The sequence below is a fragment of the Marinobacter alexandrii genome (assembly GCA_039984955.1).
Lineage (GTDB): Bacteria > Bacteroidota > Bacteroidia > Cytophagales > Cyclobacteriaceae > Ekhidna.
Map to the genome: position 1 here is coordinate 3,209,302 of JBDWTN010000007.1, position 25,454 is coordinate 3,234,755.

The 25,454-nt window shown below is 38.1% G+C and carries 30 protein-coding genes; 15 read left to right on the forward strand and 15 right to left on the reverse strand.

The features are described from left to right. Positions 1-4: 4 nt before the first annotated feature. From ABJQ32_20630 to ABJQ32_20650, 5 genes are all read left to right on the forward strand, one after another. On the forward strand, positions 5-3,679 hold the full coding sequence (locus tag ABJQ32_20630; protein ID MEP5292071.1) for a M1 family aminopeptidase: 3,675 nt from the start codon (positions 5-7) through the stop codon (positions 3,677-3,679). An 88-nt stretch (positions 3,680-3,767) separates the two neighbouring features. Further along, positions 3,768-5,063, forward strand: a complete 1,296-nt coding sequence (locus ABJQ32_20635) for a YHYH protein (GenBank protein MEP5292072.1) — start codon at positions 3,768-3,770, stop codon at positions 5,061-5,063. 168 nt (positions 5,064-5,231) lie between these two features. Beyond that, complete coding sequence (locus tag ABJQ32_20640; GenBank protein ID MEP5292073.1) at positions 5,232-6,032, forward strand: DUF481 domain-containing protein; 801 nt, start codon at positions 5,232-5,234, stop codon at positions 6,030-6,032. 64 nt (positions 6,033-6,096) lie between these two features. Beyond that, on the forward strand, positions 6,097-7,488 hold the full coding sequence (locus ABJQ32_20645) for a T9SS type A sorting domain-containing protein (GenBank protein ID MEP5292074.1): 1,392 nt from the start codon (positions 6,097-6,099) through the stop codon (positions 7,486-7,488). Between the two features lie 148 nt (positions 7,489-7,636). Beyond that, positions 7,637-8,218, forward strand: a complete 582-nt coding sequence (locus tag ABJQ32_20650; protein MEP5292075.1) for a hypothetical protein — start codon at positions 7,637-7,639, stop codon at positions 8,216-8,218. Between the two features lie 5 nt (positions 8,219-8,223). Here the strand turns inward: ABJQ32_20650 and ABJQ32_20655 are convergent, their stop codons facing one another. Further along, positions 8,224-8,718 carry a class I SAM-dependent methyltransferase gene (locus ABJQ32_20655; protein MEP5292076.1) on the reverse strand — a complete coding sequence of 165 codons (495 nt, stop codon included), beginning with the start codon at positions 8,716-8,718 and terminating at the stop codon, positions 8,224-8,226. Positions 8,719-9,073: 355 nt separating this feature from the next. Here ABJQ32_20655 and ABJQ32_20660 point away from each other — a divergent pair, with 355 nt between their 5' ends. After that, positions 9,074-9,484: a hypothetical protein gene (locus ABJQ32_20660; GenBank protein ID MEP5292077.1), complete on the forward strand. Its 411-nt coding sequence runs from the start codon at positions 9,074-9,076 to the stop codon at positions 9,482-9,484. Positions 9,485-9,494: 10 nt separating this feature from the next. After that, positions 9,495-10,079 (forward strand): acyl-CoA thioesterase, encoded by a 585-nt coding sequence (locus ABJQ32_20665; GenBank protein MEP5292078.1) that lies wholly within the window; start codon positions 9,495-9,497, stop codon positions 10,077-10,079. Here the strand turns inward: ABJQ32_20665 and ABJQ32_20670 are convergent. The 4 genes from ABJQ32_20670 to ABJQ32_20685 form a co-directional block, all read right to left on the reverse strand. After that, on the reverse strand, positions 10,054-10,461 hold the full coding sequence (locus tag ABJQ32_20670) for a hypothetical protein (GenBank protein ID MEP5292079.1): 408 nt from the start codon (positions 10,459-10,461) through the stop codon (positions 10,054-10,056). The genes ABJQ32_20665 and ABJQ32_20670 overlap by 26 nt on opposite strands. Next, positions 10,461-11,645, reverse strand: a complete 1,185-nt coding sequence (locus ABJQ32_20675; protein ID MEP5292080.1) for a DnaJ domain-containing protein — start codon at positions 11,643-11,645, stop codon at positions 10,461-10,463. The genes ABJQ32_20670 and ABJQ32_20675 overlap by 1 nt, the downstream gene beginning before the upstream one ends. Before the next feature lie 93 nt (positions 11,646-11,738). Next, positions 11,739-12,104 (reverse strand): CrcB family protein, encoded by a 366-nt coding sequence (locus ABJQ32_20680; protein ID MEP5292081.1) that lies wholly within the window; start codon positions 12,102-12,104, stop codon positions 11,739-11,741. Continuing rightward, complete coding sequence (locus ABJQ32_20685; GenBank protein ID MEP5292082.1) at positions 12,101-12,679, reverse strand: ACP phosphodiesterase; 579 nt, start codon at positions 12,677-12,679, stop codon at positions 12,101-12,103. The genes ABJQ32_20680 and ABJQ32_20685 overlap by 4 nt, the downstream gene beginning before the upstream one ends. A 161-nt stretch (positions 12,680-12,840) precedes the next feature. Between ABJQ32_20685 and ABJQ32_20690 the strand changes: the two genes are divergently transcribed. The 4 genes from ABJQ32_20690 to ABJQ32_20705 all read left to right on the forward strand — a co-directional run bounded on the left by ABJQ32_20690 (position 12,841) and on the right by ABJQ32_20705 (position 15,742). Beyond that, positions 12,841-13,215: a hypothetical protein gene (locus tag ABJQ32_20690; protein ID MEP5292083.1), complete on the forward strand. Its 375-nt coding sequence runs from the start codon at positions 12,841-12,843 to the stop codon at positions 13,213-13,215. Then, entirely contained in the window at positions 13,212-13,634 is a 423-nt protein-coding gene (locus ABJQ32_20695) for a nuclear transport factor 2 family protein (GenBank protein MEP5292084.1), read from the forward strand. The genes ABJQ32_20690 and ABJQ32_20695 overlap by 4 nt, the downstream gene beginning before the upstream one ends. A gap of 85 nt (positions 13,635-13,719) precedes the next feature. Further along, entirely contained in the window at positions 13,720-14,169 is a 450-nt protein-coding gene (locus ABJQ32_20700; protein ID MEP5292085.1) for a CBS domain-containing protein, read from the forward strand. Between the two features lie 49 nt (positions 14,170-14,218). Then, positions 14,219-15,742: a serine hydrolase gene (locus tag ABJQ32_20705; GenBank protein MEP5292086.1), complete on the forward strand. Its 1,524-nt coding sequence runs from the start codon at positions 14,219-14,221 to the stop codon at positions 15,740-15,742. Positions 15,743-15,845: 103 nt separating this feature from the next. On the opposite strand, the gene ABJQ32_20710 is transcribed toward ABJQ32_20705, so the two are convergent. From ABJQ32_20710 to ABJQ32_20735, 6 genes are all read right to left on the reverse strand, one after another. Further along, on the reverse strand, positions 15,846-16,337 hold the full coding sequence (locus tag ABJQ32_20710; protein MEP5292087.1) for an RNase H family protein: 492 nt from the start codon (positions 16,335-16,337) through the stop codon (positions 15,846-15,848). Between the two features lie 68 nt (positions 16,338-16,405). After that, on the reverse strand, positions 16,406-16,618 hold the full coding sequence (locus tag ABJQ32_20715; protein MEP5292088.1) for a hypothetical protein: 213 nt from the start codon (positions 16,616-16,618) through the stop codon (positions 16,406-16,408). Between the two features lie 181 nt (positions 16,619-16,799). Continuing rightward, positions 16,800-17,375 carry a YdeI/OmpD-associated family protein gene (locus ABJQ32_20720; GenBank protein ID MEP5292089.1) on the reverse strand — a complete coding sequence of 192 codons (576 nt, stop codon included), beginning with the start codon at positions 17,373-17,375 and terminating at the stop codon, positions 16,800-16,802. A gap of 2 nt (positions 17,376-17,377) precedes the next feature. Continuing rightward, the gene (locus ABJQ32_20725) at positions 17,378-17,794 is read right to left on the reverse strand and encodes a hypothetical protein (protein ID MEP5292090.1); all 417 of its coding nucleotides are present in this window, start codon (positions 17,792-17,794) and stop codon (positions 17,378-17,380) included. 69 nt (positions 17,795-17,863) lie between these two features. Beyond that, complete coding sequence (locus ABJQ32_20730; protein MEP5292091.1) at positions 17,864-18,961, reverse strand: type 1 glutamine amidotransferase domain-containing protein; 1,098 nt, start codon at positions 18,959-18,961, stop codon at positions 17,864-17,866. An 83-nt stretch (positions 18,962-19,044) separates the two neighbouring features. Then, positions 19,045-20,088 (reverse strand): helix-turn-helix transcriptional regulator, encoded by a 1,044-nt coding sequence (locus ABJQ32_20735; protein ID MEP5292092.1) that lies wholly within the window; start codon positions 20,086-20,088, stop codon positions 19,045-19,047. Positions 20,089-20,216: 128 nt separating this feature from the next. Between ABJQ32_20735 and ABJQ32_20740 the strand changes: the two genes are divergently transcribed. From ABJQ32_20740 to ABJQ32_20755, 4 genes are all read left to right on the forward strand, one after another. Then, complete coding sequence (locus ABJQ32_20740; protein MEP5292093.1) at positions 20,217-20,564, forward strand: PadR family transcriptional regulator; 348 nt, start codon at positions 20,217-20,219, stop codon at positions 20,562-20,564. After that, positions 20,561-21,172 (forward strand): hypothetical protein, encoded by a 612-nt coding sequence (locus ABJQ32_20745; protein MEP5292094.1) that lies wholly within the window; start codon positions 20,561-20,563, stop codon positions 21,170-21,172. The genes ABJQ32_20740 and ABJQ32_20745 overlap by 4 nt, the downstream gene beginning before the upstream one ends. Before the next feature lie 180 nt (positions 21,173-21,352). Then, a complete protein-coding gene (locus tag ABJQ32_20750; protein ID MEP5292095.1) occupies positions 21,353-21,766 on the forward strand; it encodes a secondary thiamine-phosphate synthase enzyme YjbQ in 414 nt (137 codons plus the stop codon). 54 nt (positions 21,767-21,820) lie between these two features. Next, positions 21,821-22,138, forward strand: a complete 318-nt coding sequence (locus tag ABJQ32_20755; GenBank protein MEP5292096.1) for a helix-turn-helix domain-containing protein — start codon at positions 21,821-21,823, stop codon at positions 22,136-22,138. Positions 22,139-22,294: 156 nt separating this feature from the next. On the opposite strand, the gene ABJQ32_20760 is transcribed toward ABJQ32_20755, so the two are convergent. The 4 genes from ABJQ32_20760 to ABJQ32_20775 form a co-directional block, all read right to left on the reverse strand. After that, complete coding sequence (locus tag ABJQ32_20760) at positions 22,295-23,308, reverse strand: hypothetical protein (protein ID MEP5292097.1); 1,014 nt, start codon at positions 23,306-23,308, stop codon at positions 22,295-22,297. Between the two features lie 86 nt (positions 23,309-23,394). Continuing rightward, positions 23,395-23,529, reverse strand: a complete 135-nt coding sequence (locus ABJQ32_20765) for a DUF2256 domain-containing protein (GenBank protein MEP5292098.1) — start codon at positions 23,527-23,529, stop codon at positions 23,395-23,397. Position 23,530: 1 nt separating this feature from the next. After that, on the reverse strand, positions 23,531-24,691 hold the full coding sequence (locus ABJQ32_20770; protein ID MEP5292099.1) for an ATP-binding protein: 1,161 nt from the start codon (positions 24,689-24,691) through the stop codon (positions 23,531-23,533). Positions 24,692-24,798: 107 nt separating this feature from the next. Continuing rightward, a complete protein-coding gene (locus tag ABJQ32_20775) occupies positions 24,799-25,431 on the reverse strand; it encodes a flavin reductase (GenBank protein ID MEP5292100.1) in 633 nt (210 codons plus the stop codon). Positions 25,432-25,454: the final 23 nt, after the last annotated feature.

The following is a 25,454-nucleotide window of genomic DNA, read 5'->3' on the forward strand; positions in this document are numbered from 1 at the left end:
CAATATGTTTTTTAAAATATTTTCTTTTGAAATAAAGTATTGGGTTAAGAATCCACTATTTTATATCTACTTGGGGTCATTATTTGCTATTTCTACACTAGCTATGGCATCCAATGCGGGAATTTTTGATTCCATTACTGTAACCAGAAGCTCCATTGCATACATTAATTCAGCCTTTTCGTTGAACAATTTCATCAATGGGTTTTCAATTTTGGCGTTTTTTCTAATACCGTCCATAGTTGGAGGTACGATCAATAAGGATTACAGCAGCAACACGAGTAATGTGCTCTATTCGTACCCGTTTTCTAAAGTAGATTATTTGCTTGCAAAATACCTCAGTGGTTTGGCGGTTACCATAATGGTACTCTTATCAGTTGCTTTAGGAGCAATGGTGGGTGGCTATCTACCTGGGACAAATCCCGAACTTCTGGGTGATTTTAATCTTTTAAACTACCTGCAGCCCTACTTAATTTATGTTATTCCAAACCTGATCTTTTTTAGTGCAATTATTTTTGGAGTAGTCACTTTCTCAAGAAATATTGCCTCCGGTTTTGTGGCAGTTATTGCATTATTCCTTTTGCAAGGAGTAGCTGAGACGATCATTGGGAATCTTGACAACAAAGAGTTAGGGGCTTTTATTGATCCCTTTGGATCTGCAGCAAGTTCATACTATACCGAATATTGGACAGTATCAGAGCAAAATGAAAACCTGCTTCCTTTTGAAGGTTATATTATTTACAATCGCTTGATATGGGGAGGCTTAGGGCTATTAATTTACTTTGGAGTATTCTCAGTATTTAAGTTTTCTCATAACCCACTTTCATTCAGCTTTAAAAAGCAGAAGGGCGAGAGAGTTGTCAAAAATAACTTCGGAAGTATGGTTCGAATCAACCTTCCCAAAGTATCATTCGATTACAGTTTCTTAAATAGAATGAAAGCTGCTTGGACGCTTTCCAATAATGATTTTCTGTTTGTTGTTAAGAGCTGGCCATTCATCATTATCGCATTGATTGGTTTGTTAATTCTCACGACCACATTAGCCGTCGGCCAGCAGATTTACGGTACGACTACTTATCCTGTGAGCTGGCAAATGTTAGATATAGCAGGAGCAGTGTTTACTACAATAGCCATTCTTCCGATTACCTATCTCTATTCGGGGATGTTAATTCATCGACACAGAATTGCTAAGATCAATCAGTTAGTAGATGCCACACCTATACCTAATTGGACAATGCTTTTGTCGAAGTTTGTTGCGTTGATCAAGATTCAGGCTTTGCTATTGTTTTTAATAATGATCAGTGGAATTCTTATTCAAACGTATGCAGGATTCTATGATTACGAGATAGGATTTTATCTCAAGGATTTATTCTTTTTAAGAATCTGGAACATCGTTGTATGGAGTTTACTGGCCATTTTCTTGCACACACTTATTCCTAACTATTTAATAGGATTTTTTATAACGCTTGGGGTTGGAATAGGTATTAGCTACCTGGATTCAGCAGGAATAGAACAATCGATATTTAAATACAATGAAGGACCAGGTACATTCTATTCTCCAATGAATGGATATGGTATTTCAATTGCACGTTTTTTCGTTTACAAAATCTATTGGCTGCTACTTGGTGGAGCTTTCTATGTGTTTGCGATCGCTTTCTGGAGAAGAGGTATGCCTACCACTTTCAAGTTAAAGCTAAAAGAAGGTCTCAGGTCATTCAAAAGACCTCTGAAAATTGCTTTTACACTGTTCATCCTTTCTTTTATAGGGCTGGGTAGCTACATCTGGTATGTGAATAATGTTGAAAATGAATATGTTTCGGCGAAGGGACGGGAAGAAAGAACTGTGGAGCAAGAAAAGCGATTCAGTAAATACGCTAGAATGGCACAACCACGCATTACCGATGTGAAAGTTGATATGGAGCTCTTTCCAAAAAGCAGAGATTTCAAAGTGGAAGGAACGTTTCTTTTGGTCAATAAAACAGAAGAGATGATAGATTCATTATTCTTGAATCACAATAACTATCCTAGTGAATTCTCTTTCTCTGTTGCAAATGAATTGGTCTTGGAAGATACCATTTACAATTATGATTTCTATCAACTAGAAGAGCCGATGAATCCTGGGGATTCCGTCTCTTTTACATTCAAGATGTGGAATAAGCCAAACACTTTATTAAGGAACTATTCCCCAGTGAGAGCTAATGGTACTTTTGTTAATAGTGGTATTTTTCCAACTTTTGGTTATTCTGAAGGGAGTGAGCTAGTAGACAATAAAGTCAGAGAAAAATATGGATTGCCTGAGAAAGAACGCATGAAATCTCCTTTCGATACGGTGGCTAGAGGAAATACGTATATCTCATCAAGTGCCGATTGGATCAACTTTGAAACGACTGTTAGCACTTCGGAAGACCAAATTGCAATAGCGCCAGGTTACCTGCAAAAAGAATGGGTAGAGGAAGGACGCAGATATTTTCGTTATAAAATGGACAGTAAAATGTTGAATTTTTATGCATATCAGTCTGCTGATTACGAGGTGGTTAGAGATAAGTGGAATGACATAAACATTGAAATCTACTATCACGAAGGACATGAGTATAACCTGGATCGAATGGTGAAAGGAGTTAAAAAATCACTCGAATATTACACAGAGAACTTTAGTCCATATCAGCATAAACAGGTTAGAATCATTGAATTTCCAAGAACTAGTGGGTCTTTTGCTCAATCATTTGCTAACACTATACCTTTCTCTGAGGCCATTGGTTTCATCGCGGAGGTAGATGACGAAGATCCCGAAGGTGTAGATTATCCATTTAGCGTTACAGCGCATGAAGTAGCACACCAGTGGTGGGCACATCAGGTGATCGGTGCGAATGTGCAGGGAGCTACAGTTATGTCCGAGAGTATGTCAGAGTACAGTAGCCTACGCGTATTGGAAAAAGAGTACGGATCTGAAAAGATGCGTGTGTTCCTGAAAGATGCGCTAGATAGCTACCTTCAGGGAAGAACATTTGAGCGTTTGAAAGAGAAGCCGTTAATCTTCAATGAGAATCAGCAGTACATTCACTATAACAAGGGCTCATTAGTTCTTTATGCGTTAAGTGATTACTTGGGCGAGTCAGTCTTCAACAAGGCAATGAGTCAATACATCGACAGTGTAGCTTTTCAAGAACCACCTTACACTACCTCTCTTGAATATTTAGGATTTGTGAAATCAGTGACCCCTGATTCGATGAGTTATTTAGTTGAAGATATGTTGGAAACAATTACACTGTATAACAACAAAGTGACTGATGCCACATATAAAGAACTGGAAAACGGAAAGTATGAAGTGAAATTGAAGACGCTTGTTTCAAAGTATCGTGCCGATGAGAAAGGAGAACGCATCTTTACGAACGCCGAAGGTGATAGTTTAACCTATCAAGTTGAAGGTAGAAGAAAGCCTACAATTTCGCTTCCATTGAATGATTGGATTGAGGTCGGAGTTTTTGTTGAGAAAGAAGTGGAGGGAGAAACTAAAGAAGTTCCCTTATACCTAAAAAAGCAAAAGTTTGATCAAATCAATAATGAGATTACACTCATCGTTGATGAAAAGCCGACATCTGTAGGAATAGATCCATATTACAAGCTGATAGATGTGATCTCCAACGACAATAGGTCATCTCCAAAGGAAGAATCTGAAGATTAGTTAAAAGGACTCATTTGAGTCCTTTTTCTTTTACTTACGCAAGTTTTTAAAAGAGATGTCATCAAAGAGTTATAACAAGACTTCTATTATGACAAAAATCCTATTCAATTTATTAAGTGTTCTTTTGATTAGCGCACTTCTGTTCTCATGCGGTGGCGATGAAAATGATACCGATGATGCTATTAATGCAAGCCCCGAAATAAGTAATGCTCTGAGTGATTTAATGCTTGACGAAGGTTTTGAATCAACCACAGTTAATCTTGCTGCAGTATTCTCCGATTCTGATGGAGATGATCTTAACTATAGTGCGACGAGCAGCCCTTCCAGTGTTGTCACAGTTTCTATTTCAGGAAGTATGTTGACCATTACTGAAGCAGGCACAGGCAATGCACTTGTAACGGTTACTGCCAATGATGGAAACGGCGGAAGTACAAGTGATGAATTTGCGGTGGCTGTTTCTGAATCTGACCCTGAACCAACTGTATGCGCAAATGATAATTCGACTAATCAGGATAATACGATGTGCGATAATACTCCTTCGGTAGCTAATCAATACGAGGAATCTATTGTAGGTCAAATCAGGCAGATAAGTACCAATCGTGTTCCTGATCATGATTATGGAAATCAAGTAGCTAACCTTGGCATCACAGGTTTGACATCAACTACGGTCATGTATGAGATAGATGCTACTCCTGAATTGGCAGCAAGTACTACAAGTATTGTAGATGAAGCCTTTATGCCAGCGTATGATTTCGGAATAGCATTGAATGGAGTTCCCATAGATCCCGCTCCTGGAACCCCATTTATTTTCGAGAATACAGAGACAGGAGAGTATAACTGGGATTGGGTATTTGAACCTACTAACAATAGAAATGAAGTAGGTCTGGATTGTAATAACGCTCACTTACAGCCAGATATGATGGCAGGAACAGGGTTGATTCATTATCATGGAGATATGCAAGTTTATGCAGATGATCTACTTGCAGGTTTAGGGACCGGAAGTACGGTACCTACTGATCCAGTTCAAGTAGGATGGGCGGTCGATGGATTTCCGATTTTTTATAAGTACGGTCCTGATGGAAATGATGGATTAGCTGCATTAACGCCAAGCTATCAAGTCAAAGAAGGGGAAAGACCTGGAGATGGAGTATCTGAACCTTGTGGTGAATACAATGGAAAATATACGAATGATTATGAGTTCGTTGATGGGTCCGGTGATTTGGATGAGTGTAATGGAATCAGTCGATCGGTTACAATCAATAATGCCGAAACTGGAGGCATGGAAACGTTTGACTACTTCTATGTTGTCACAGATGAGTTCCCCGTTATTTCCAGATGTTTGTCTGGCACACCAAGTGAAGATTTCAGAAAAGGCGGAATGTAGATTTGTTCTGGCTTCTTTAAAAAAAAGTCCTGCGAAAGCAGGACTTTTTTTGTTTGATCTGGATGATTAGAGATCGTAATGATTGGAATAGATTTCCTATTACATTTTTCAGGTTTAAAGTTGGTATCAATATCAAACCTTTTAATTTTTGCGTCTAACTAGAAATGAATGATAGAAGGAATTAGAAAAATAGTTTTTCTATTTTTAGTCGGAATATCAGTCTCATATTCGAGCGCTCAGATTCTTAAAGTGGATAAGGGATCGCTCGCCTCTGATTCATCAAACTATTTTACAGGAGTAATAGATGCAACCTTTGCTATTAATAATAGGAGTTCTACGGTAGAAGAACAGAACGTTTATATTGGTGTAAACAACAATATAGATGTCGTCTATATCGCAGAAAAATCAGCGACAGTTTTCATCAGTGGCCTTAATTATTTTAAGCTTGGAGACGGACCTCTGATTTACAACGGAACTGCTCATTTAAGACAAATCCTTAAAAGATCGGCAAAGCTCACTCCAGAGTTTTTTGGGCAGGTTCAGTTTGATGAATCCAGAAATATGGAGTTCAGATGGCTACTAGGAGGAGGATATCGCTGGAATATCCTTCGTAAGCGTAACCCACTTTATGCCGGCGTAGGAATTTTTAGAGAATACGAAAAGTGGAATGGCATTGAAGAGGCTATTGAAAAAGAACTATGGAAGCTTAATTCATATGTTAGTGCTGATGTTAGACTTACAGAAACTACCAATATCAATGCAATCGTCTACTTTCAGTCAGGCAGAGATGGGGATATAGGTGCCTTTAGAAATAGATTGAGCGGTCAGTTAGAGTTTAAAAATGCATTAACAGATCGTTTTAAAGTAAAAATGACAACTAACTTTTTGCTTGATGATAAACCGATCATACCTCTAAATAAATTCATCTACGAAGTATACTTTGGGATTGAATATTCTTTTAATCCTTAAATCCACAACTTTCGCCGATAGTTATAGGGAGAAAAAAATCATCTAAGGTATTAAATACGTAAATTTGTACACAACCATTTTACTTGAGATGAAAGCAGCTATACTCACTATTATACTTTCGATTACAGTTATTGTTGGATTAGCACAATGTCCTACGGCGGGATCCACGCTTTTTTCCAACACTACGATTTCTTCTGACTGTACTGTTTCAGGGAATCTTACCATTCAAGGTCCAACATTGACTATTGATCCTGGAGTGACTCTCACCGTTACCGGAACATTGACCATTCAAGGAGATGCTACTATTTCGGCCTCAAGTACTAGTAATATCAACATTAGCGGAGATCTCAGAGATAATTGGACAGGTGGGGGAACGAATTCGATAACCGGAGGAACTTATAACATAACAGGAGATCTGGTTGAGGCTTCTGGGGGTAATTTTACGATAGATAATGCTGTAGTAAATGCAGATTCAGCATACACTAGTGATGGTGCCAATTTGCAAATTCTAAATGGTTCCAATATTGTTATTACAAAAGGAATGAGAAATCAGGAATTACTTACCATTAATGCATCTATCCTTGATATAGGAGGTGATCTTGATGCGACCGGAGGAGATAATGTGACTGTTAGAAATAACGGAGAACTCATCGTTAGAGGTAACTATAAAATGAACAATGGAGGAGGAGTTCAGCTTAATCTTGAAACTGGGGGACTAGTTAGAATTTTTGGTGATGTTGAAAGTAACACAGGAGGAAATACGATAGATGTAGATGGTGATTCCGGGATTTCTGTCGGTGGAGATTTTACTGGAGGGAGTCCTCCAGATGTGTCAGTCGGAACAGATGATGAGGATGCAGATTGTCTTACCGGTGGTGGGTGCTGTGGAGATGCCAGTGCATGCTCAGGGGCAACAACACTTCCAGTTTCTCTCATAGATTTTAGGGGAGACTATTTGGAAGGAGAACTTTCCTTTGAATGGCATACTGCTTCTGAAACAAACAACGATTTTTTCATTTTGGAACAATCATATGATGGTGTTCTTTTTAATGAAGTTGCCCGAATAAAAGGAAATGGCACGACCAATGAAGTAACAAACTACTCGTTCACATCTAAACGAAGTACTAATGTCAAAGGGCTTTTTTATCGATTGTCGCAGACTGACTTTGATGGTACACATGAGAAACTTAAGATTATTTATGTAAGCTTCAGTACTTTGGATAGAGGTTTAAGCATTTATCCGAACCCTGTTCATGAAGGTCGAAAGATGACTATAGAAGGGTTGTATAGTGATAACAGCAAATGGGAGATATATTCACTGACGGGAGAGAAAGTATCAGAGGGATCATTTGACTCTAACAATCAAATGGATGTTCCCGGACTCGTCAATGGAAGTTACATCCTGAGCGTAAATGCACTAGATAAAGTAGTTCAGAAGAGATTCATTGTTCGGTAGATCATCTCACCAGAACCTCACGAATTTATTTGATAACAGTATTTTTCACCTTTATAAAAGCTAACCTCCTGCAAGGAGTAATGAGAATTTCGGTGAAAGGTCATTTTAGATCCTTTTGTACTAATTTGGTTTTGATTGATATTTACCAATGAAACTGAAGAAGATACTTACGGATATTGTCCCTGTACTAGTGGGTATTCTACTAGCCTTGTTTATCAGTCAATTTCAGCAATCCAGATCAGAACAAGCGTATATCAAAAATTCTGTAGAGTCAATCATTAAGGAAAATGAAGAAAATATTAGAGAGTTAGAGTATGCACTTCAGAGACAGGCAGTATTTATGGATACGCTTGGTAAATATCTGGATGATGATCAATTCACATTGTCTGAGGTGCTAAAAAAAGCAAAAGGCGTCTACTCTCCAGATTTAAAATCTACAACTTGGAAGTTTTTAGTTCAGGATTCAAAACATACACTGGTTTCTTATGAGTTCATCAATCAACTAGCTGAGATTGAGAAATATGAGGTACTCGTAAATCGGTACAATATCAAAATAGGCGACATTATTTTTCAACCGGCATTCTTTGATAATCCAAGAATGAAAAATGTGTTCTTCATTCTTTTCAGTGATTTTGGTTCAATTGAACAAAGTATGATTGAAGAGCTGAGATTGTTTAATAAGTATGCAAGAAAGACGTACTCAATTCCTATTGATTCTGCTTCAGAGTAAAAATATTATTTAATCACTTTATAGATAATCTCCTTTTCTGGCAAAGCATAGCGTGACTTCTCATCAGCACTTAGTTCGTCTATCAATTTCTCCTCTACCACATTAAAACCTGCGCTGGCAAGTCTTTTGCCATAATCTTCACCAAACATCCTGACATGATCATCTTGCCCAAAAGCCTTTTCACGCTCTTTAGGATCAACAATGCTTTTGTCTTCGTATGTAGTTTTAGGTAATGGATAGAAGAAGGGGACTTGTAGTATGGCCCACCCACCAGGACTTAAAACCCTTCTCATTTCGCTAAGAGCTTTCAGGTCATCATCTACATGCTCTAGTACATGATTGCAGAATATGATATCCACTGAGTTATCCTCAAAGGGTATTTCATGGATGTCCATTTTCACCTGCGCCAAAGGAGATTCAATATCAGCGGTGATGTAGTCTAGATTTTCCAAGGCCTCAAATCGATCCATAAAACAAAGTTCTGGAGCAATGTGAAGCATTTTAGCCTCTTTAGTAAAGAAATCAGTTTTCTGTTTAAGATACAGCCATATTAATCTATGACGCTCTAATGACAAGCATTTAGGACAAAGAGCATTGCTCCTTGATTTTCTGCCGTAAGGGAGGAATTTTCGAAACTTCGATTCACAAATAGGGCACTCAACTTTACTACCTTTATAAAAAATAGCTACTATTCTTAGAGCCACATGGCTAAAAAGTTGGAGGTATTTTCTTGGTACTTTTCTTAGGAAAAATGAGATAATAAACTTCACGCTTCGTCAATTTTGCTGCGCAAGTTATTTATTAGCAGTGCTACCAGCAATCATTGCTAAAAATTTCTCTATTTTGGATATTGGTATGAATAAATCGATTCTTTCAGTGCTGTTTATTTCTGTTTGTTGCTTTTGTTACGGACAGAAGGAGAAACCAGTACAAGATTATTTGCCCACAGAGAATCTGGAGATGAAAAAAGATGCCAATAAGCGATCCAATAAACCCAAACGTAAAAACTATCCGTTGATCTATGTTCCAAACGCTAATAAAATTTTATACGGAAACCTGTGTGCATTGGAACAAACCCACAAAATGGGCTTTGAATATATTGTGGAGCCACGCAAGACCTATGGGAGTAGGAGTAAGAAAGGTAAATTTTTGAATAACCTGTGGGTAAAGACTAAATTAGTAACGACACGATCGCCTTTCTGGAAGTTGATTCTTAAGAAGAAAATAAAGAAGTGTAGAAAAATGAGTGGCGATTTAGTGGGTTAAAAATATGCCTATGGAACCTCGATCTGTCCAATTTTCCAGAACCAAGTTTACTGAATTGATGATTCCTTCTTTTGCGAATTTTGGAGGGAAAGTCCATGGAGGACTAATTCTTTCTTTAATGGATAAAGTAGCTTATGCTGTTGCAAGCAAGCATGCGGGGACTTACTGTGTTACAGTCACGGTTGATGGGGTAGAGTTCTTAGAGCCCGTTGAGGTGGGCGAATTATTGACTATGGATGCTGCAATACATCACGTGGGGAATAGCTCACTTATAGTGGGAATTAAAGTGACATCAGAGAATGTAAAGACCAATGAAATCAAGCATACCAACAATAGCTATTTTACGATGGTAGCTAAAGGAGATGATGGCAAGCCGGTCACCGTTCCAGAGCTCATTCTGGAAGATATAACAGAAATGCGACGTTTTGTTGAAGCGATCAAAAGAAGAAATGTAAAGAAAGAAGCAAATGCCAAGATGCAAAAAGAGCAAGACGAGTTCATCATGGTAGATGATATGGAAATGCTAAATGATCAGCGTTGCAAAGTAGAATTTAAGGTAGATGATGATTTTAGCGATCTTTTTTCCGATACATAAATTTCAGTCCTGACCAATCTTCGTCTACGGCGCAAACTTTCACATCTACCAGTCCGCCAGCTAATCCAAACTCGCGTACAATATTCCCATTAAGGTCTGTTTCCATTTTTGAACCACCCTTAGGCCAAGACACCCATAAAGTGCCGTCTTTTTTTAACGCCTTTTTCCAACTCCCCCAATTATTTTTCAAGATGTCAATATGTGTGACAAAGACATGTTGAAAGTCATAAGGCACTGAATTTAAGTCTTCATCCCATTTAGTGTCCTTGGGTGTTTCCTCAAGTAGTTCAAAGTAATTCTGAGGGGATGAAAAAAGATAACAGACATCCCCTTCTTTTATTCCAAGTTTTTTCCAGAGAGGATTTTTCGAGTAGCCAGCCATTAGTTACAATATGTTTGGGTAGTGCCTGACCAATTTCGATCTTTTGCACCAGAATATTCAATACAAGCTTTCCTATTTTGTCCGGTAGCTATGTATGCTTCAGCGCTCGTTACATAGGAAGATGCACTATCAGGCCAAACATATTTATTCCAATCTGCAGCTTTTATAGCCATTTCAGGATCATCAACAGCTAGATAGGTAGCAGCTAGACTGGTGTATAAGTCGTAGTGTGATTTTGGAAGGTATTGTTCATTGATAACCATGGCATATCCTTCTCCATAATAAGTTTTGTAGCGTTTGATAGCAAGGCGATGGGCTATAAGCAAATGATCCAGAGCTTCATTGGGATCATTGAGTTCATCTCTGTGTATCTCTGCAATTTTTACCAATGAGGCTATAATCTCATATTCTCCCACTAAAAAATCTTTTAGAATATTAATAGCCTTTTCTGGATGCCCAGTGTGTTTGTAAGATTCGGCAAGTCTCTGCCTGACTTCATAAAAAGAAAGGTCTGGGGCAAGTTCTTGAACCATTTCGTAAAGTTCAATGGCCTGTTCGTATTCTTCATTTTGAAAATGATCATTTCCTATTTTCGTAATTTTTTCTACCATAGAACTTTTGAAAATTTTTATGTCACGTTCTTCAGTTCTAAAGAAATTCAATGAAGACATTATTTCAAAAGCAGATTGATAACGACCATTTTCAAAATATTCCTTGGCTTCCAAATAGGTTGACCTTCTTTCAGCCAGAAGTTTTTCTAACTGGCGGCCATCATAGCTTTGTTTTACCCACACACCAGTCATCACCATAAGCGCAATAAGAAAGGTGATGCCAAAAGCATAGGCAGTAGCGATCGCATTTTGACGATAATCCACTTTGCCACTGCTATACCTTGCTCTGTTTCGGTTTTTCCACTGATCTGCATTTGGAGCCCTATAAGAGTAAGGGCGTGCTTCATTTTCTGAAAACTGACGGTATTTTAACCTAAGATCGAACCGAGCTTTTTCATATTCATCTGATAAAACCTGATGAGCGACATTGATTTCCTTAAACTTCTCCTCCATTTCTGGCTTATCAGGATGTTTATCAGGATGATACTTGATTGCTAATTTTTTAAAGGCAGACTTGATTTCTGCTTGAGTAGCGTTTTCAGAGAGTCCAAGTACGTGATAATAGTTAGTCATCTGGCTAGGATCAACATAAGAGTAACGAAAAAGCCTGGTTAAAGATTATTCAAATTAAAGAAACCTAACTTTTTTTCAAAGCGAGGTTAATTCTTAAACCTTGTTTCCTAAGAAAAACCCAAGGAAGCAGAGGGCTAGACCACCAACCGTAGATGCAAGGAGGTACATGATGAAATCTGAGTGCATACCCGCTTTAAGGAGTTTCATTCCATCTAGGGCAAAAGAAGAAAAAGTAGTAAACCCTCCACAGAATCCAACCATCAGAAAAAGTGCGAGTTGGTTCTGTTGTTTGATGAATATCCCTGAAAGTAATCCGATAGCTAAGCAGCCTGTAAGGTTTACTAGCAAAGTCCCTGAATACAATTTGTCTGATAAAAACTTAATAGTGGCTAGGGACACTCCATATCGTGCAATGGTTCCTAAAAACCCTCCCAAACCCACAATTAAGATGTCTTTCATCCTTCGAAATTAGCGACATGTTTTTGAAGGTGAGGGAAGAAGAGAAGAAATTCGTTTTCGAATTCATTGTAATTTTCCTCCAGAGCAACTGATGCATGCTCCATTTTAGATTCAAATTTGGTTCTTCGAGACATCCCGGTAAGAGCTTTATCTATCCCCTCTATAAATTGATAGTTGAAAAGCCAGTTGCCTTCTTTCATATATCGAAGCATATTCACAACGCCTTTAGGAATTATGGGGTAATATCCTTTCATTAGCTCGTAAAACCTTAGTGTAAAATCCATTAATGGCTCGTTGGAAAATGAAGACCATTTCTTCGCAAGAAAATGATCATAGAATATGTCCACGATTACTGGCGCATAATGCCTGAATTTTTCCCTTAGCCTAATCTTGCTTTTTAAGACAATTGGGTGATTATCCGTGTACTCATCAATGGATCTATGGAGTTTAATCCCGAGTTGAATTTCTTGATCATAAGATTCTAACTGCGAGCCTTTCACAAAATCACCTATAAAGTTCCCGACCATCTCCTTCTCATTATCCTTGCTAAGTAGTAGATGAGCTAAAAAATTCATTTTTTTCGTGATTTAAAGCGGATAAAGTGCATAGTTTGAGATTAGCTCTCACAAGTTTACTTTTGTACAAGTATGTACTAAATTGTACTAAAGCAATATAACACGTAAATCTCACGACTATCACAAACAATTTTCCAAATATTGTCCGCTCTCATCTCAACATGCTCGTACAGTTGGCACGTGTGGATGGTGTTGTTGTTCAGGAAGAAATCGACTTGATCAAACAGATAGGAAAGGCGAATGGAATGTCTAGCGAAGAAATCAGTGAGTCATTTGAAGACCCCTCTGTGATAGAAGGGCTTGAAACACTTTCTGATGATCAACGCTATGACTACCTCTACAATGTGGTACAACTTATGAAGATTGATGGAAGGATTTACAAAGAGGAAATCAAATTTTGTGCAAAAATCGCTAGTAAACTTGGCTATGATGAAGACGTACTTCGCGAGATGATGCTTAAGATTTACAGTGATCCTCACATCACAACAGATAAGGAAACCTTGAAATCCAAGATCCAAACCTATCTTAGGAAATGAGAAAGCTATTCTTTCTTATAATAATTTTATTCTTTTTTAAAGCATCTTCTCAAAACCATGACGAATTAGCCATACGCGAAGTTTTGGCTCAGCAGCAAAAATGTTGGAACATGGGAGATTTGGATTGTTTCATGGAAGGCTATTGGAAATCCGATGATTTAGTTTTTATCGGGAGCTCAGGCATAACATATGGTTGGCAAAAGACACTTGACAATTATAAAAAGAGCTATCCCAATAAATCTGCCATGGGAGAATTGGCATTCGAACTACTCATTTTAGAGCCTTTAAGTGATGATTTTTGGTCCGTAATTGGTAAGTGGAATCTTAAGCGAGACAATGATAATCCCAAAGGCCATTTTTCGCTTATTTTTCGACGCTTAGGAGATGATTGGGTGATTGTTTCTGATCATTCAAGCTAAATTCACAGACGGTATATTTTGCTCTTCCTTCATTTTTAAGTATATTCTATGTTCGTTTTAAAAATAAACCAGCAAGAATATGGTAATGAGCTATCGTGGAGCAGAAGCTCCTAAAACTGTTTCACCACAGTCGGTCAAAGTGGAAGATTACATGGCAAGGAAGTTAATTACATTCAGTCCTGACCAGCCGATGCATGAGGTGGTTGATTCGCTCATGAAACATAAAATATCTGGAGGCCCAGTGATAAATGATCAAGGTGAACTTGTAGGCGTGATCTCTGAAGGTGACTGCTTGAAGGAGGTGGTAAAAGGAAAGTATGATAACATGCCCATCTTCACGGGTTTGGTAGAAGAACATATGGCTAAAGATGTTATTACAGTCAATCCTGACCTTAACATTTTTGAAGCGGCTAAAATGTTTTTAGAAAAACGATTGAGACGATTCCCTGTTGTTCAAGAAGGTAAACTCATAGGACAGATTAGTCAAAAGGATGTCATGAAGGCAGTCTTAAGTACAAAAAGTGCTACCTGGTAGTCATTCCTGCTTTCTTTAGTATTTTCGTTCTCTACTAAATATTTGAAGAATGAAAAAGCAATTCTCTTTCCTTATTATTCTATTTTTTGCGCTAGCATCTCAGGCTCAAATTGATGTTAAAGCCATCGATAAATACATTGAGAAGGCTAGAAAAGATTGGAATGTGCCTGGAATGGCGGTTGCAATTGTGAAGGATGGTGAGGTAGTGATGAGCAAAGGCTATGGGGTCAAAGAAATTGGAGAAAAGGATAAGGTGGACGAAAACACTCAATTTGCCATCGCATCCAACTCGAAAGCATTTGTCGCCTCCTGCATAGCTAAACTTGTAGAGGAAGAAAAGCTGTCCTGGAAAGATAAAGTACGCGATTACCTTCCATATTTCTCTTTGTATGGTGATGAATATGTTTCATCCGAAATCACAGTAGAGGATCTTCTTTGTCATAGAGTAGGCTTAGGCACATTCAGCGGAGATGTCATCTGGTATAAGTCAAATAAGACACCAGAAGAGATCATTAAAAGAGCTGCTTACGTGCCGGAAGCATATAGTTTCAGGGATGGCTATGGATATACTAATTTGATGTTTATCACTGCTGGTGAGGTTATCAAAACAGTTACTGGAAAACCATGGGAAGACTATGTTAAAGACAACTTCTTAAATCCTTTGGGGATGGAAAACACGGTGATTAGCGTTAAGGATTTGAATGACAATGTAGCAACACCTCATAAACCAACATTGGACAATGGGACGATCCCTGGTGTATGGGCAAGTTGGGACAACTCGAGTGCAGCAGGTGGTATCATTTCCTCTTCTACAGATATGGCCAAATGGATGATGATGAACCTAAACGGAGGCGCATGGGACGGCAGTGAATACATCAATAAAGAGCAGCAAAACCTACTTTGGACACCTCATAACAACAATAAACTTAGCGAGCGTTCGAAGGAAGCACTTCCTGGAAGACACTTTGTGGGATATGGGCTAGGCTGGGGACTGATGGACTATCATGGGAATATGGCTGTAAGTCATGGTGGAGGATATGATGGAATGTACTCTCGAGTGATGATGATTCCAGATATTAATCTGGGAATAGTGGTTTTGACCAATACGATGGAAGGAATTTCCACTCCATTGACCTATTACATTGTCAATCAATACTTGAAAAAAGATATGCGAGACTGGTCTGCTGAATACTTGAAACGAGCAAGATCAAGTAATGGGCATAAAGATGATGTGGATGAACGTATAGCTAGACGTGTATCAGGAACAAAAACTTCAATTGACCCGTCGCTTTTAGAAGGAATCTACAATGACCCGATGTTTGGTGACATTGCTGTGAAGAAAGATGGAGACTCCTTCAGGATATCATTTGCAGATGCGCCAGCTCTAGATGCTACTTTAGAGCATTGGCACTATGATACTTATCAAATCAAATGGGATGAGGAACATGCCTGGTTTGATTTTGGAACTGTCTCTTTTGAGTTAGATAACAATTTGGATGTTGAAGGGATTGAGTTTGATGTGCCAAATGGAGATATTTTCTTTGATGAATTACATCCTAAAAAGAAAGACTAAAGTCTAAAAATTCTTCCGAACCTATTTGGTGATCTTCCGAAACAAGTTCGGAATTAGTGGTATCCAGCAAAACATCTCCGACTTTTTGAAAAGCGAGATTGATTCATTGAATCATTTTTTTTACGTCTTGTAAGGCTTTTCTAGAGGCTCTATCAACGAGCGTAAATAACCTGTCCATATCATCTTTTTGCATGGATGATAAATGTCCTTTGACTTTTATCAATTCACAATCCAATTGATTCATTATTTCATAAAACTTCCGATACAGCTCGTGATTTTTGAGAAGTTTGCCTGTTTTGGAATGATAATTACTTTGTTCGAGACGTTTCTGTCTTTTAAGTAATCCAATGATATTTTGAGAATCTGTAAAAACGACTATTTTTCTACTAGATTCACGAATTTCAGTTAATGCCCAAATTAATGTTTGAAGTTCCAATTTCGTAGAGGATGTTTCTCTAAAAAGATTCACTTTTACCTGTGCACTCTTTGAATCTAGTCTAAGTTCATTTTCATTAACAGGCAAGTAAGCTCCGCATCCAATTTTTAGTTTAGGATCCGCACTTCCATCGACAAACAAGAATAGCTTATCAATCAAATTTGATTTTTGTTTACATCAGCGTCAAACAAGAGTAAGTGCATAGTAGGGGGTTCCTTTACGAGGCATTAACTATCTGTGGGGCTGGATGTTATTTCTCGAATCAAAAAGGTCCCAATTTGAAAATGCTTCACACTATAAATGTACGCGTCGCGCTCTGAACCAAATGAATCAGCTACTTTTTCATCATGGATGACAATAAATTGACCTCTGTATTTTTCAAACAGCATTTGCTCGTTTAAAAGGAAAAAATTGTTTTGTTTATTGAGAAGTTCGCCCATGATATTCAATTGGAATAATGATCCATAGGTTAGTATACGGTGAAAAATCTTAATTATCGGAGTTTAGGTCATTTATATTATTATCAGATTTATTTTTAAGGGCAACTCAGTCACACCTAACCTCAGACTTGTAGCGTATACAATGTTGAATTTGTTACCTGGAAAAATCCTTCCTGAAACTTTATTTGGTCCACTTTAAAGGAGGTACTTTATCTTCCTGTGAAGAGCATTTAATCAAGATATTCAACCGTTTTTCACGTGTTTCTTCTCTTTTAGCACTCATCACCCACCAGATAGATTGTTTGCGATAGGATGGTGCGAGCTTTTCGTAAAAGAAGTTCCAGGCTTTCTTGTTCGCTTTTAGCTGGCTTTCGTAAGCTTTGCTCAGCTTTACATTCTTCTGCTCGAATGAAGCATTGCCGGAGTTCTCAGGTTTACGCTTTTGGTATGCTGCAATACCAGCAGGCATGAGTAGTTTTTCTTTTTTAAGTTCCTTTATCTTCCTAATGTTCACGTGACTCCAATGACTATTGGGTTTGCGTGGAGTGAATCTAACTTGATAGGCTTCATCGTCAAGCTTTCTGCGTATACCATCAATCCATCCAAAACAGAGGGCTTGATCGACTGTATCAGGCCATGTAACACTCGGTTTACCTGTTGCTTTTTTGTAGTAGCCAACCCATAATTCAGTTTTCTTTTCATGGTTTTCCATTAACCATTTTCTGAAATCATTAGGCTCTGGAAAAAAGGTAGCCATGATTAAAATGGCAGAAGATCTGGTTCGATAAATTCTCTTTTGGCTTGCTTATCTGCAAAAACATTGAAGCCATAGTGTTGACTTAATAAGTCTTTGAAGTTAGTTGTCAGTCGAGGAAACTCTTTCATCAAACCTGAGAAACTATCTGTCTTAGACCTTCGCATAAAGTGATCCATTGCCTTTACTGAAGCAATGGTCACCGTTTTGTTAAACTTATCAAATACTCCCAAAGATTCTGCGTAACCTTTGATTTGATCACACATGTTTTTCTCAGCCTGTTCACGTCCATATTTATGGATATGAATGTAGGCAAGTCTCAAGTGCGCTTCATGTGAAAATAACCTGGGCTTCAATTCAAAAGCCTCGAATTGTTTCTCAAATTCTTCGTCAGAAAGTTGTGAATGGTCCTTGATCAACATATCGCAAATTTATCTTTTTATGAGATTTAAACTTTTAAACGGGTTTTGAAGATCAAGGATTAAAGGTAGTTATTCTTCAGACTTTGTTTTGATGTAGCTCACTAGTCGTATCAGACCTATAGACTTGCCAATCTTCCATTGCATTCCTGCGACTATGCCGTGCATAGCAATGAGCGTCCTGTCTACTTCCCCGCTTGTCGCTGAATAGAATTCATCGATCATCTTTTTTGTATGAGAATACCCTTCTTTTTCAAAAGAATTTAAAACCTGAATGGCGAGTTCCTCAGAAGTTATAATCCTGAACTTAGGAGTATAGCCAAGCTGCTGGATCATGGTTTCTGCAAGCTTCCAGGTAGACCATGGATTTTGACCAGTGACTAGATTGCCATCGTGGCTCACGTTTTCCAAATACATGATTCCATCATTAAATAGGGCGCCATTGTCTTCAAGTTTTGCTTGTAATAGAAAAGGGAAGATGACCTTCGCGTCCGGTATCAGAAACAGCTCTTCTTCATTGGTGAAGCTTGTTATTACTTTGTTTTCTAAGAGAGATTGCCCATTTTCTAACTTAACGTTTACCAATGCAGCGGGACCATGACAGACCGCACCAATAACTTTATCTGATTCGTAGTATTTCTGTACTATGCTCTGGATGTGTTCATTATCAGGAAAATCATACATGGCTCCTTTTCCTCCTACAAAATAGATCGCTTGATAATCTTCGGGATTGACGTCTGCTATTGGAATAGTATTGCGGGTCTTTCTCTGAGCTTCTGGATCATTCATAAATGCATAATCGTAAGCTCCCATGTCATCATTATCTATGATTACAGGAGGTTCACCTCCAAGAGGACTTGCAACATCCACCTCAAAGCCATTTGCCTGGAATACATAATATGCTCTGGATAATTCGGTTAGTTCATATCCGGTGGCTTTGTTGCTGCTTCCCATAATGTTTGTACTGGTTACCACAGCAAGAATTTTTCCTCTTTTGGGTACGATGTTCTCAGAGAGGTAAGGAAGGTCGTTGAGAGTTGTCTGTTTTATACTTTGATCGAACTTTGGAATAAGGTTCATAAACCAAACACCTAAAAGAACAACAGATATGATTAGGCCGGTTATGCTGATGACAGACCATTTGACAATTTTTCTAACGCTTTTTTTCATGTTCATTTTATTTTGATGAGGACAAAAAAATGAACCTATAGATACAAAAGCTTCTGAAATGATCTTTTACTCTGATGAAATGATCATTTCATCAATGCTTGACGATATTGTTGGGGTGTTTTGCCCATGGTCTTTTTGAATGCTGCATTAAAGCTAGAGATACTGTTAAACCCTACTTCAAATGCGATGGATGCGATCTTTCTATTCTGATAGGTAGCATTGTCCAGCAATTCCAAGGCTTCTTTGACACGTTGATTATTTACAAACGCATTGAAATTCATTTGACTCCTTTTATTGATAACGAGCGAGAGTATTTGGGTGCTAATGTTTATCTCTTGACTCAAAGATTTTAGGGAGAGGTCGGTGTTTCTGTATTGTTTGTTGTGTATCACAAGTTGTTCTACCTTTTGGTATAGGACGTCCATTTGCTCATCTGTAACAGGAGTGGTCTTGTATTTTGCAAAATCTATTTTCTGCAGATAGCCTTTCTGTATAGCAATGAAACTAATGAGGTATGCAACGAGAGAGTAGAGCAAAGGTCCCATCACATAAGGAACTTGCTCATCAAATAAGTTAAGAACATAGGCAAACCAGATGGTGAGCAATCCAAATAAGAGCAATCGTAACCACTTAATTACGTCCTCATTTGCCCCCTCTTTCTTCTTCTTGGAAATGGCCGAATTGCTAACAACCAAATAGATCAGGTAGTGTAGATAATAAGTAATGAAAAGAAAAAAGAATAGAATCTTTGGTAATGTCTCTAAATCATTTGCATCGATCCAAAATCCAAATAGAATTCCCAAGAATGAAGGAATGAAATGAATCAACTGCTTTCTGCGTATCTGGAAAGTACTATCTAGACAGGATGCCGTGTATAGATAGAACAAAGGGCCGATGGTCATCAATGTTCCCAAACCTATAAAAATAAATTTGATGTCTAGGTTAGGAGTGAATTCAAGAAAGATGGATTTTCCCACTCGGAATGATAAAATGAGGAGTAGTAGACTAAAGATTTGATTGGAAACTCGATTGCCAGCTTTATATCCCCAAAGAAAGATTGAGAGGAATAGTCCATGAATTACTCCAAGGCTACTAAGGATGATTAAAAAAAGATGACCTGCAGACATGCAGGAAAATTAACGAAAGACGCGTATTCAGTCAGTCTTTAAGTGGAAAATGAGTGTGATTTTGATAAATACCTCAATAATTGAGGTATTTATTTTCAATATATCATAATTTGATGTATTGTTGCATTATGTATTCTAAAGAACTCCTAAAAGGAACACTGGAAGTGATTGTACTACAGTTACTCTCCGAACACGATAAGATGTATGGATACGAGCTTTCGCAGAAGGTGAAAGAGCAAACAGATGGAAAGATTCACCTGAAGGATGGATCGCTTTATCCAGCCCTGCATAAAATGACGAAGGATGGCATTTTGACTTTCGAAGAGGTGAGTATTGGGAAGCGTGTGCGCAAGTACTACAAGCTCACTCCAAAAGGAGAGGAGCAAAAGGAGACCTTATTGGATGAAATGAGAGACTTTATTCGGACCATTGAGAAAGTGGTATTTAATAACATTAATCCCTCTCCGGCTCTATGATTAATGAAGAGTACATCGACAAAATCATTGAAGAAGTTCATGCGAGTTCAATCAAAGACAAATCACTGAAAGATGATCTGATCGACCATTTGAGTTGCCTGGTTGAGATTGAAATGAAGAACGGAAAATCATTCGAAACAGCTTATTCAAAGGCTTTCAACCAGACCGCTCCAAACGGACTGGATGAGATACAACAAGAGACTATTTTTTTGTTTAATTATTCTAAAATCATGTTTATGAAACGACTTACGTACACAACAGGATACCTATTTGCCTTAGCAAGTATTGTGGGTATCTTTTTTAAAATGATGAATTTACCTGGAGCTACCACACTGGCATTTATTGGAGGAAGTGGACTTGCGTTTATTTTCCTTCCACTATTGCTAATCAATAGGTATAAGACCAAAGCTCATCAAGTACTCACAGAGAAAATGAAATGGATACTGGGAGTGCTGTCAGGTATGTTATTCATGCTGGCTTCTTATATGAAAATCTTTCACTTACAGGGGGCAGCATTTATGTTAGGAATAAGCTTTCTCGTATTCGGTTTTGGATTTTTACCGTTCCTTTTTTTCAGGATGTACAAAAAATCTGTGAATGAACTCTGAGGTCAGGGACTAAACTCAAAGTGAAAGAGAATGCCTCAAAAGCCACATGAAACGTCATAGCGAACATGTGAAGCTATCTCAAATGATTTAAAGGCATTTTTCTTTCATGAGATCGCTTCGATTTCTCGCAATGACGGCTTTTGAGACACCTTCTTTTTTTTATCATCTTAGATTTACCGGATGATAAAGCAAACCGAACTAAAACTCAATCCTTACCCAAGAGGCTTTCATTTGATAACGAATAGCATTTTGAATGTGATCGACATCAGTAAAATTGAATCAGGGTTGTTACATGTCTTTATCAAACACACTTCTGCAAGCTTGACAATCAATGAAAACGCTGACCCCACTGTCAGAGCAGATTTTGAAAGTCACTTCAATAAGTTTATTCCTGAAAATGCTCTTTACTACAAGCATGACTATGAAGGGCCGGACGATATGCCAGCCCACTTGAAGGCCAGCACTTTGGGGAGTTCAGTAACTATACCCATTACGAACGCACGACTTAACCTGGGAACGTGGCAAGGGATCTATCTAGGCGAGCATAGGGATCATGGCGGGAGTAGGAGTTTGGTGGTGACGGTTTATAGCTAATGGGAGAAAGTGATTCTATTCTACCTGTTTCAATTATAATGTTTAATAAACATTATGGATAAGAAACGAACGATATTACTCCCTAAAACACGCCGAATTATCGAGACGGTAGGTGAGCAAATAAAGTTGGCAAGATTAAGACGCAAGCTTAGTGGGGAAATGGTTGCAGAACGTGCCGGAATTGGGAGAAATACGCTTATTTCTATTGAGCAAGGAAAACCATCAGTAGGCATAGGGCATTATCTCAATGTGCTAAAAGTGTTGGGTCTTGAAAGCGATTTTTTGCTCCTGGCAAAAGACGATGAGTTGGGAAGAAAATTGCAGGATATTGGTATTTCTATAAAGAAAAGAGCCCCCAAAAGAAAAAAATGATAGGCCATTCTGGAACAAGTAAAGCAAGCAGTCTCGCAGTGGAGAGAGGTTGCCACCAAATACGGAATTTCTAAAACGAACCAGGGAATTAAAGCTGTGGCATTTCAAGGAGTGGAAATAGACTGACCTGTAAACCTCATTCATTCATAGCATTTGTTAGGGTGTGTTTTCCTCTATTTCAATTTTAAACTCAATTACTTCTGTTTCCTTTTCAGCAGGTAGCCTTAGATCATAGAATTCTTCAGCATTGATAATTGATCTAAAATTATGCAGCAAAATTTGCAAACACCTTTTTGTTTTTGAAGCTATCTCTGCAATTCTTTCAATATTCGTGTCTCTTGGAGACATCACATACCTTAAAAGATTGTTTTCTTTTTGTAGGGTGTTCATATGAGGTCTTACATTATCGGAGAATGCAGGCATCATCAAATATCCAGTATTTCCATATTGATTTTTGCCGGCATTCTTGAAGTTCAAACTGTCTAGTGCAACAATACTTGGTTTTTCAAATTCCCCTCTTTTGTCAAGTGCAACTTGCTCTTGATTATAATCGTCATAGGGCCGTAGAGCAATGCTAAGTCCATGTTTATATTGATTATAGAAGAATTGATGTTGTTTGTAATACTCCGTAATTTCTGCAATTATTAACCCAAGTCTGTTAACCCCTTCATTAATAACTCTAAGTGTTTCTTTTTCTTGCTCAGTATGATCGTCTTCTTCTGGGTAATTAGGGAAGTGAAAGTGTTCGTAGATAATCTTATTTTCGTTCTTGAACTTGACTATCAAATTCTCAACTTTACCAGCCTTATACTGGATAATATTTTTAATAAAGTAGTCCTTCTTTGATGAGGCATTGATCAAGGCGAATAGGTCTTCTATGTATTGAATACTATGCTGAACAGCATCAAATAGCAGTCCATTTGTTATTTCTTGAGCTATTGTCTTATCACCAGCTGAATTGTCTGTCTCTCTAACTAGATCTACTATATCTTGGAAAAAATCATATTTATTCGATAATTTTTTCTGAATGCTTAATATTTGAATAAACCTCCATTCAGAATAGTATGCAGATATAAATCTGTTAATCTGGTCTTTATTGGCTTTTTCTCTTTCCTCTTTGGTCATTTTCTTGATACACCCTAACAATAATGAAACGCCCACTATGCGCATTTTTCACCTTTCAAATTACGTTAAGTGGAGTTTTATTTCCAAATATGGGTATAACGCGAATCCGTTAACCGCATAGACGGTTCACATTACTTTTTCCTTCTACATCGCTCACTACAATATTTCACCTCATCCCAAACCTTCTCCCACTTCTTGCGCCAGGTAAAAGGCTTACCACATACAGCACAGGTCTTCATAGGTAAGTTTGGTTTCTTATGAGTCATGCTATTTGGGAAGCGTGAGAATTTCTTTCTTGATAAATGTTTCTAGTCCCTGCACCCTCACGTGATCATTTAGCTGAAAATCTTCTTCTCTGGGTACGATGATAAAGTTTGAAGAAGTATTCAGGTCTTGAATAGCAATCGTAAACCCTTTGGTCATCTTCGGGGCAGCCGTGTATTTGATTTCTACGGAGAGTATGGGCAGGTCACCTTTGGTGATTACCAGGTCGCACTCTGTCCCCTGGTGGGTACGGTAGAAATGATATCCGTATTTTCTGGGTAATAGTTGAGTGATCTGCTCAATCACATAACCCTCCCACGAATGACCTAAATATGGAGAAAATTCATAATCCTCTTGTGAAGAGATTCCCAATAGGGAGTGAAGTACACCTGCATCTCTCACATAGATTTTAGGAGACTTGATCAATCGTTTTTTTAGATTGGTGTGATAGGGCTGTAAGCGATGTATGAGAAATGCTCCTTCGATGAAATCAAGATAATTTCTCACACTTGAAGCACTGATACCCAGTGAACCGGCCAGCTGCTCGATGTTTAGGATATTTCCGTGTACATGAGCTAGCATTTTCAAGAGTTTGAGTAGAGATACGGAAGACACATTTAAGCCCAATGCCGGTAGCTCTCTGTTAATGTATGAATCGATGTAGCTACCTAGCCATTCGAAAGCGAGCGACTCATCTTTCTGTAAATAGCACTCTGGATAGCCGCCCACCAGTCTATGTTTGGCAAAATGATCGATCTCTGTAATGTTGAATGGAGCCAATTCATGATAGACAATCCTGCCAGCGAGAGACTCATTGCTATTTCGTAGTAGGTGAGGTGAGGATGAACCCAATAGCATGAATCTGCCGGGAACCCTATGCTTATCGATGGAAGATCGTAAAATCGGAAATAGTGAAGGTTTAACTTGTATTTCATCTAGTATGATACACTCTTCCAAATGCTCATCAAAATAGAGCTCTGGCGAACTTAGTACCGACAAGTCTCTTTCAGACTCTAAATCCAGATAAATAGTGGTTTTGTCATTTTCTTTAGTCAATGACTTCACCAACGAAGTTTTACCACATTGTCTTGGCCCAATAATACCGACACTCACAAAATTTTGTAGTGATCTTAAAATCGATGCTTTTTTATTTCTGCTAATCATTTACCATGAAAATCCACATCAAAGATACTATTTTTCATGAAAAAAATATATTTACCATGAAAATCCACATTTAAATTGTGGATTTTCATGGATAATGACGACTCGATCTAATCGAAATTGGGTATTTCTTCCGCTCTGGCGTATGGAAAAGTAGCTTCAGATTTTAGAGAGTAATAATTATTCAATCCTGAGATACCTGCCGTATTGTAAAGTGAAAGATCAATGTATCCTTTTTCATGGACGGCACCATCTGGAATGATGAGTTGTTGTATTTCTCCTATCATCATGACAGTTCCATTGATCTTTATCGGAAGCTCATCTACTAGTTTCATCCCCATTTTCAGATGACATTCTTTCACGAATGGTGCATGAAAATGATCAACGTATTCCTCTGAGAGGCCACAGCGTTTAAACTCGGATTCTGAACGATCAATTTTAGCAGAGGTATAGTGTGCTTTATCTGCTATAGTCGTTGGGATATGATTGATGGTATAGTATCCATTCTCTTGAATATTTTCATAGGTATGTCTGGGCACATCATCTGTTGGTCGCATGATGAATCCTATCAAAGCAGGATTGCTACCTAAATGGAATACGCTACTAAAAATGGCGACATTGGGTAGTCCATTATTCGATTTGGTTCCTATCAGGTTGGCAGGTTTAATGCCTGAAACTGAATTGATAATGTTGAGTCGTTTGACCCTGTCCAGATCTTCAATATCTTGTTTTGTTAGATGCATGTGAGTAAGACTAAAATTGAAGA

Coding starts and splice junctions, on each gene's coding strand:
- ABJQ32_20730 (MEP5292091.1), bottom strand. CDS start 18,961: ATGAAAAAAAGCGTTAGAAAAATTGTCAAATGGTCTGTCATCAGCATA.
- ABJQ32_20740 (MEP5292093.1), top strand. CDS start 20,217: ATGTATTCTAAAGAACTCCTAAAAGGAACACTGGAAGTGATTGTACTA.
- ABJQ32_20715 (MEP5292088.1), bottom strand. CDS start 16,618: ATGGGCGAACTTCTCAATAAACAAAACAATTTTTTCCTTTTAAACGAG.
- ABJQ32_20725 (MEP5292090.1), bottom strand. CDS start 17,794: ATGTTGATCAAGGACCATTCACAACTTTCTGACGAAGAATTTGAGAAA.
- ABJQ32_20775 (MEP5292100.1), bottom strand. CDS start 25,431: ATGCATCTAACAAAACAAGATATTGAAGATCTGGACAGGGTCAAACGA.
- ABJQ32_20675 (MEP5292080.1), bottom strand. CDS start 11,645: ATGACTAACTATTATCACGTACTTGGACTCTCTGAAAACGCTACTCAA.
- ABJQ32_20685 (MEP5292082.1), bottom strand. CDS start 12,679: ATGAATTTTTTAGCTCATCTACTACTTAGCAAGGATAATGAGAAGGAG.
- ABJQ32_20640 (MEP5292073.1), top strand. CDS start 5,232: ATGATAGAAGGAATTAGAAAAATAGTTTTTCTATTTTTAGTCGGAATA.
- ABJQ32_20695 (MEP5292084.1), top strand. CDS start 13,212: ATGAGAAAGCTATTCTTTCTTATAATAATTTTATTCTTTTTTAAAGCA.
- ABJQ32_20755 (MEP5292096.1), top strand. CDS start 21,821: ATGGATAAGAAACGAACGATATTACTCCCTAAAACACGCCGAATTATC.
- ABJQ32_20635 (MEP5292072.1), top strand. CDS start 3,768: ATGACAAAAATCCTATTCAATTTATTAAGTGTTCTTTTGATTAGCGCA.
- ABJQ32_20735 (MEP5292092.1), bottom strand. CDS start 20,088: ATGTCTGCAGGTCATCTTTTTTTAATCATCCTTAGTAGCCTTGGAGTA.
- ABJQ32_20660 (MEP5292077.1), top strand. CDS start 9,074: ATGAATAAATCGATTCTTTCAGTGCTGTTTATTTCTGTTTGTTGCTTT.
- ABJQ32_20665 (MEP5292078.1), top strand. CDS start 9,495: ATGGAACCTCGATCTGTCCAATTTTCCAGAACCAAGTTTACTGAATTG.
- ABJQ32_20670 (MEP5292079.1), bottom strand. CDS start 10,461: ATGGCTGGCTACTCGAAAAATCCTCTCTGGAAAAAACTTGGAATAAAA.
- ABJQ32_20705 (MEP5292086.1), top strand. CDS start 14,219: ATGAAAAAGCAATTCTCTTTCCTTATTATTCTATTTTTTGCGCTAGCA.
- ABJQ32_20745 (MEP5292094.1), top strand. CDS start 20,561: ATGATTAATGAAGAGTACATCGACAAAATCATTGAAGAAGTTCATGCG.
- ABJQ32_20750 (MEP5292095.1), top strand. CDS start 21,353: ATGATAAAGCAAACCGAACTAAAACTCAATCCTTACCCAAGAGGCTTT.
- ABJQ32_20720 (MEP5292089.1), bottom strand. CDS start 17,375: ATGGCTACCTTTTTTCCAGAGCCTAATGATTTCAGAAAATGGTTAATG.
- ABJQ32_20680 (MEP5292081.1), bottom strand. CDS start 12,104: ATGAAAGACATCTTAATTGTGGGTTTGGGAGGGTTTTTAGGAACCATT.
- ABJQ32_20630 (MEP5292071.1), top strand. CDS start 5: ATGTTTTTTAAAATATTTTCTTTTGAAATAAAGTATTGGGTTAAGAAT.
- ABJQ32_20770 (MEP5292099.1), bottom strand. CDS start 24,691: ATGATTAGCAGAAATAAAAAAGCATCGATTTTAAGATCACTACAAAAT.
- ABJQ32_20700 (MEP5292085.1), top strand. CDS start 13,720: ATGAGCTATCGTGGAGCAGAAGCTCCTAAAACTGTTTCACCACAGTCG.
- ABJQ32_20650 (MEP5292075.1), top strand. CDS start 7,637: ATGAAACTGAAGAAGATACTTACGGATATTGTCCCTGTACTAGTGGGT.
- ABJQ32_20690 (MEP5292083.1), top strand. CDS start 12,841: ATGCTCGTACAGTTGGCACGTGTGGATGGTGTTGTTGTTCAGGAAGAA.
- ABJQ32_20655 (MEP5292076.1), bottom strand. CDS start 8,718: ATGCTTCACATTGCTCCAGAACTTTGTTTTATGGATCGATTTGAGGCC.
- ABJQ32_20760 (MEP5292097.1), bottom strand. CDS start 23,308: ATGCGCATAGTGGGCGTTTCATTATTGTTAGGGTGTATCAAGAAAATG.
- ABJQ32_20765 (MEP5292098.1), bottom strand. CDS start 23,529: ATGACTCATAAGAAACCAAACTTACCTATGAAGACCTGTGCTGTATGT.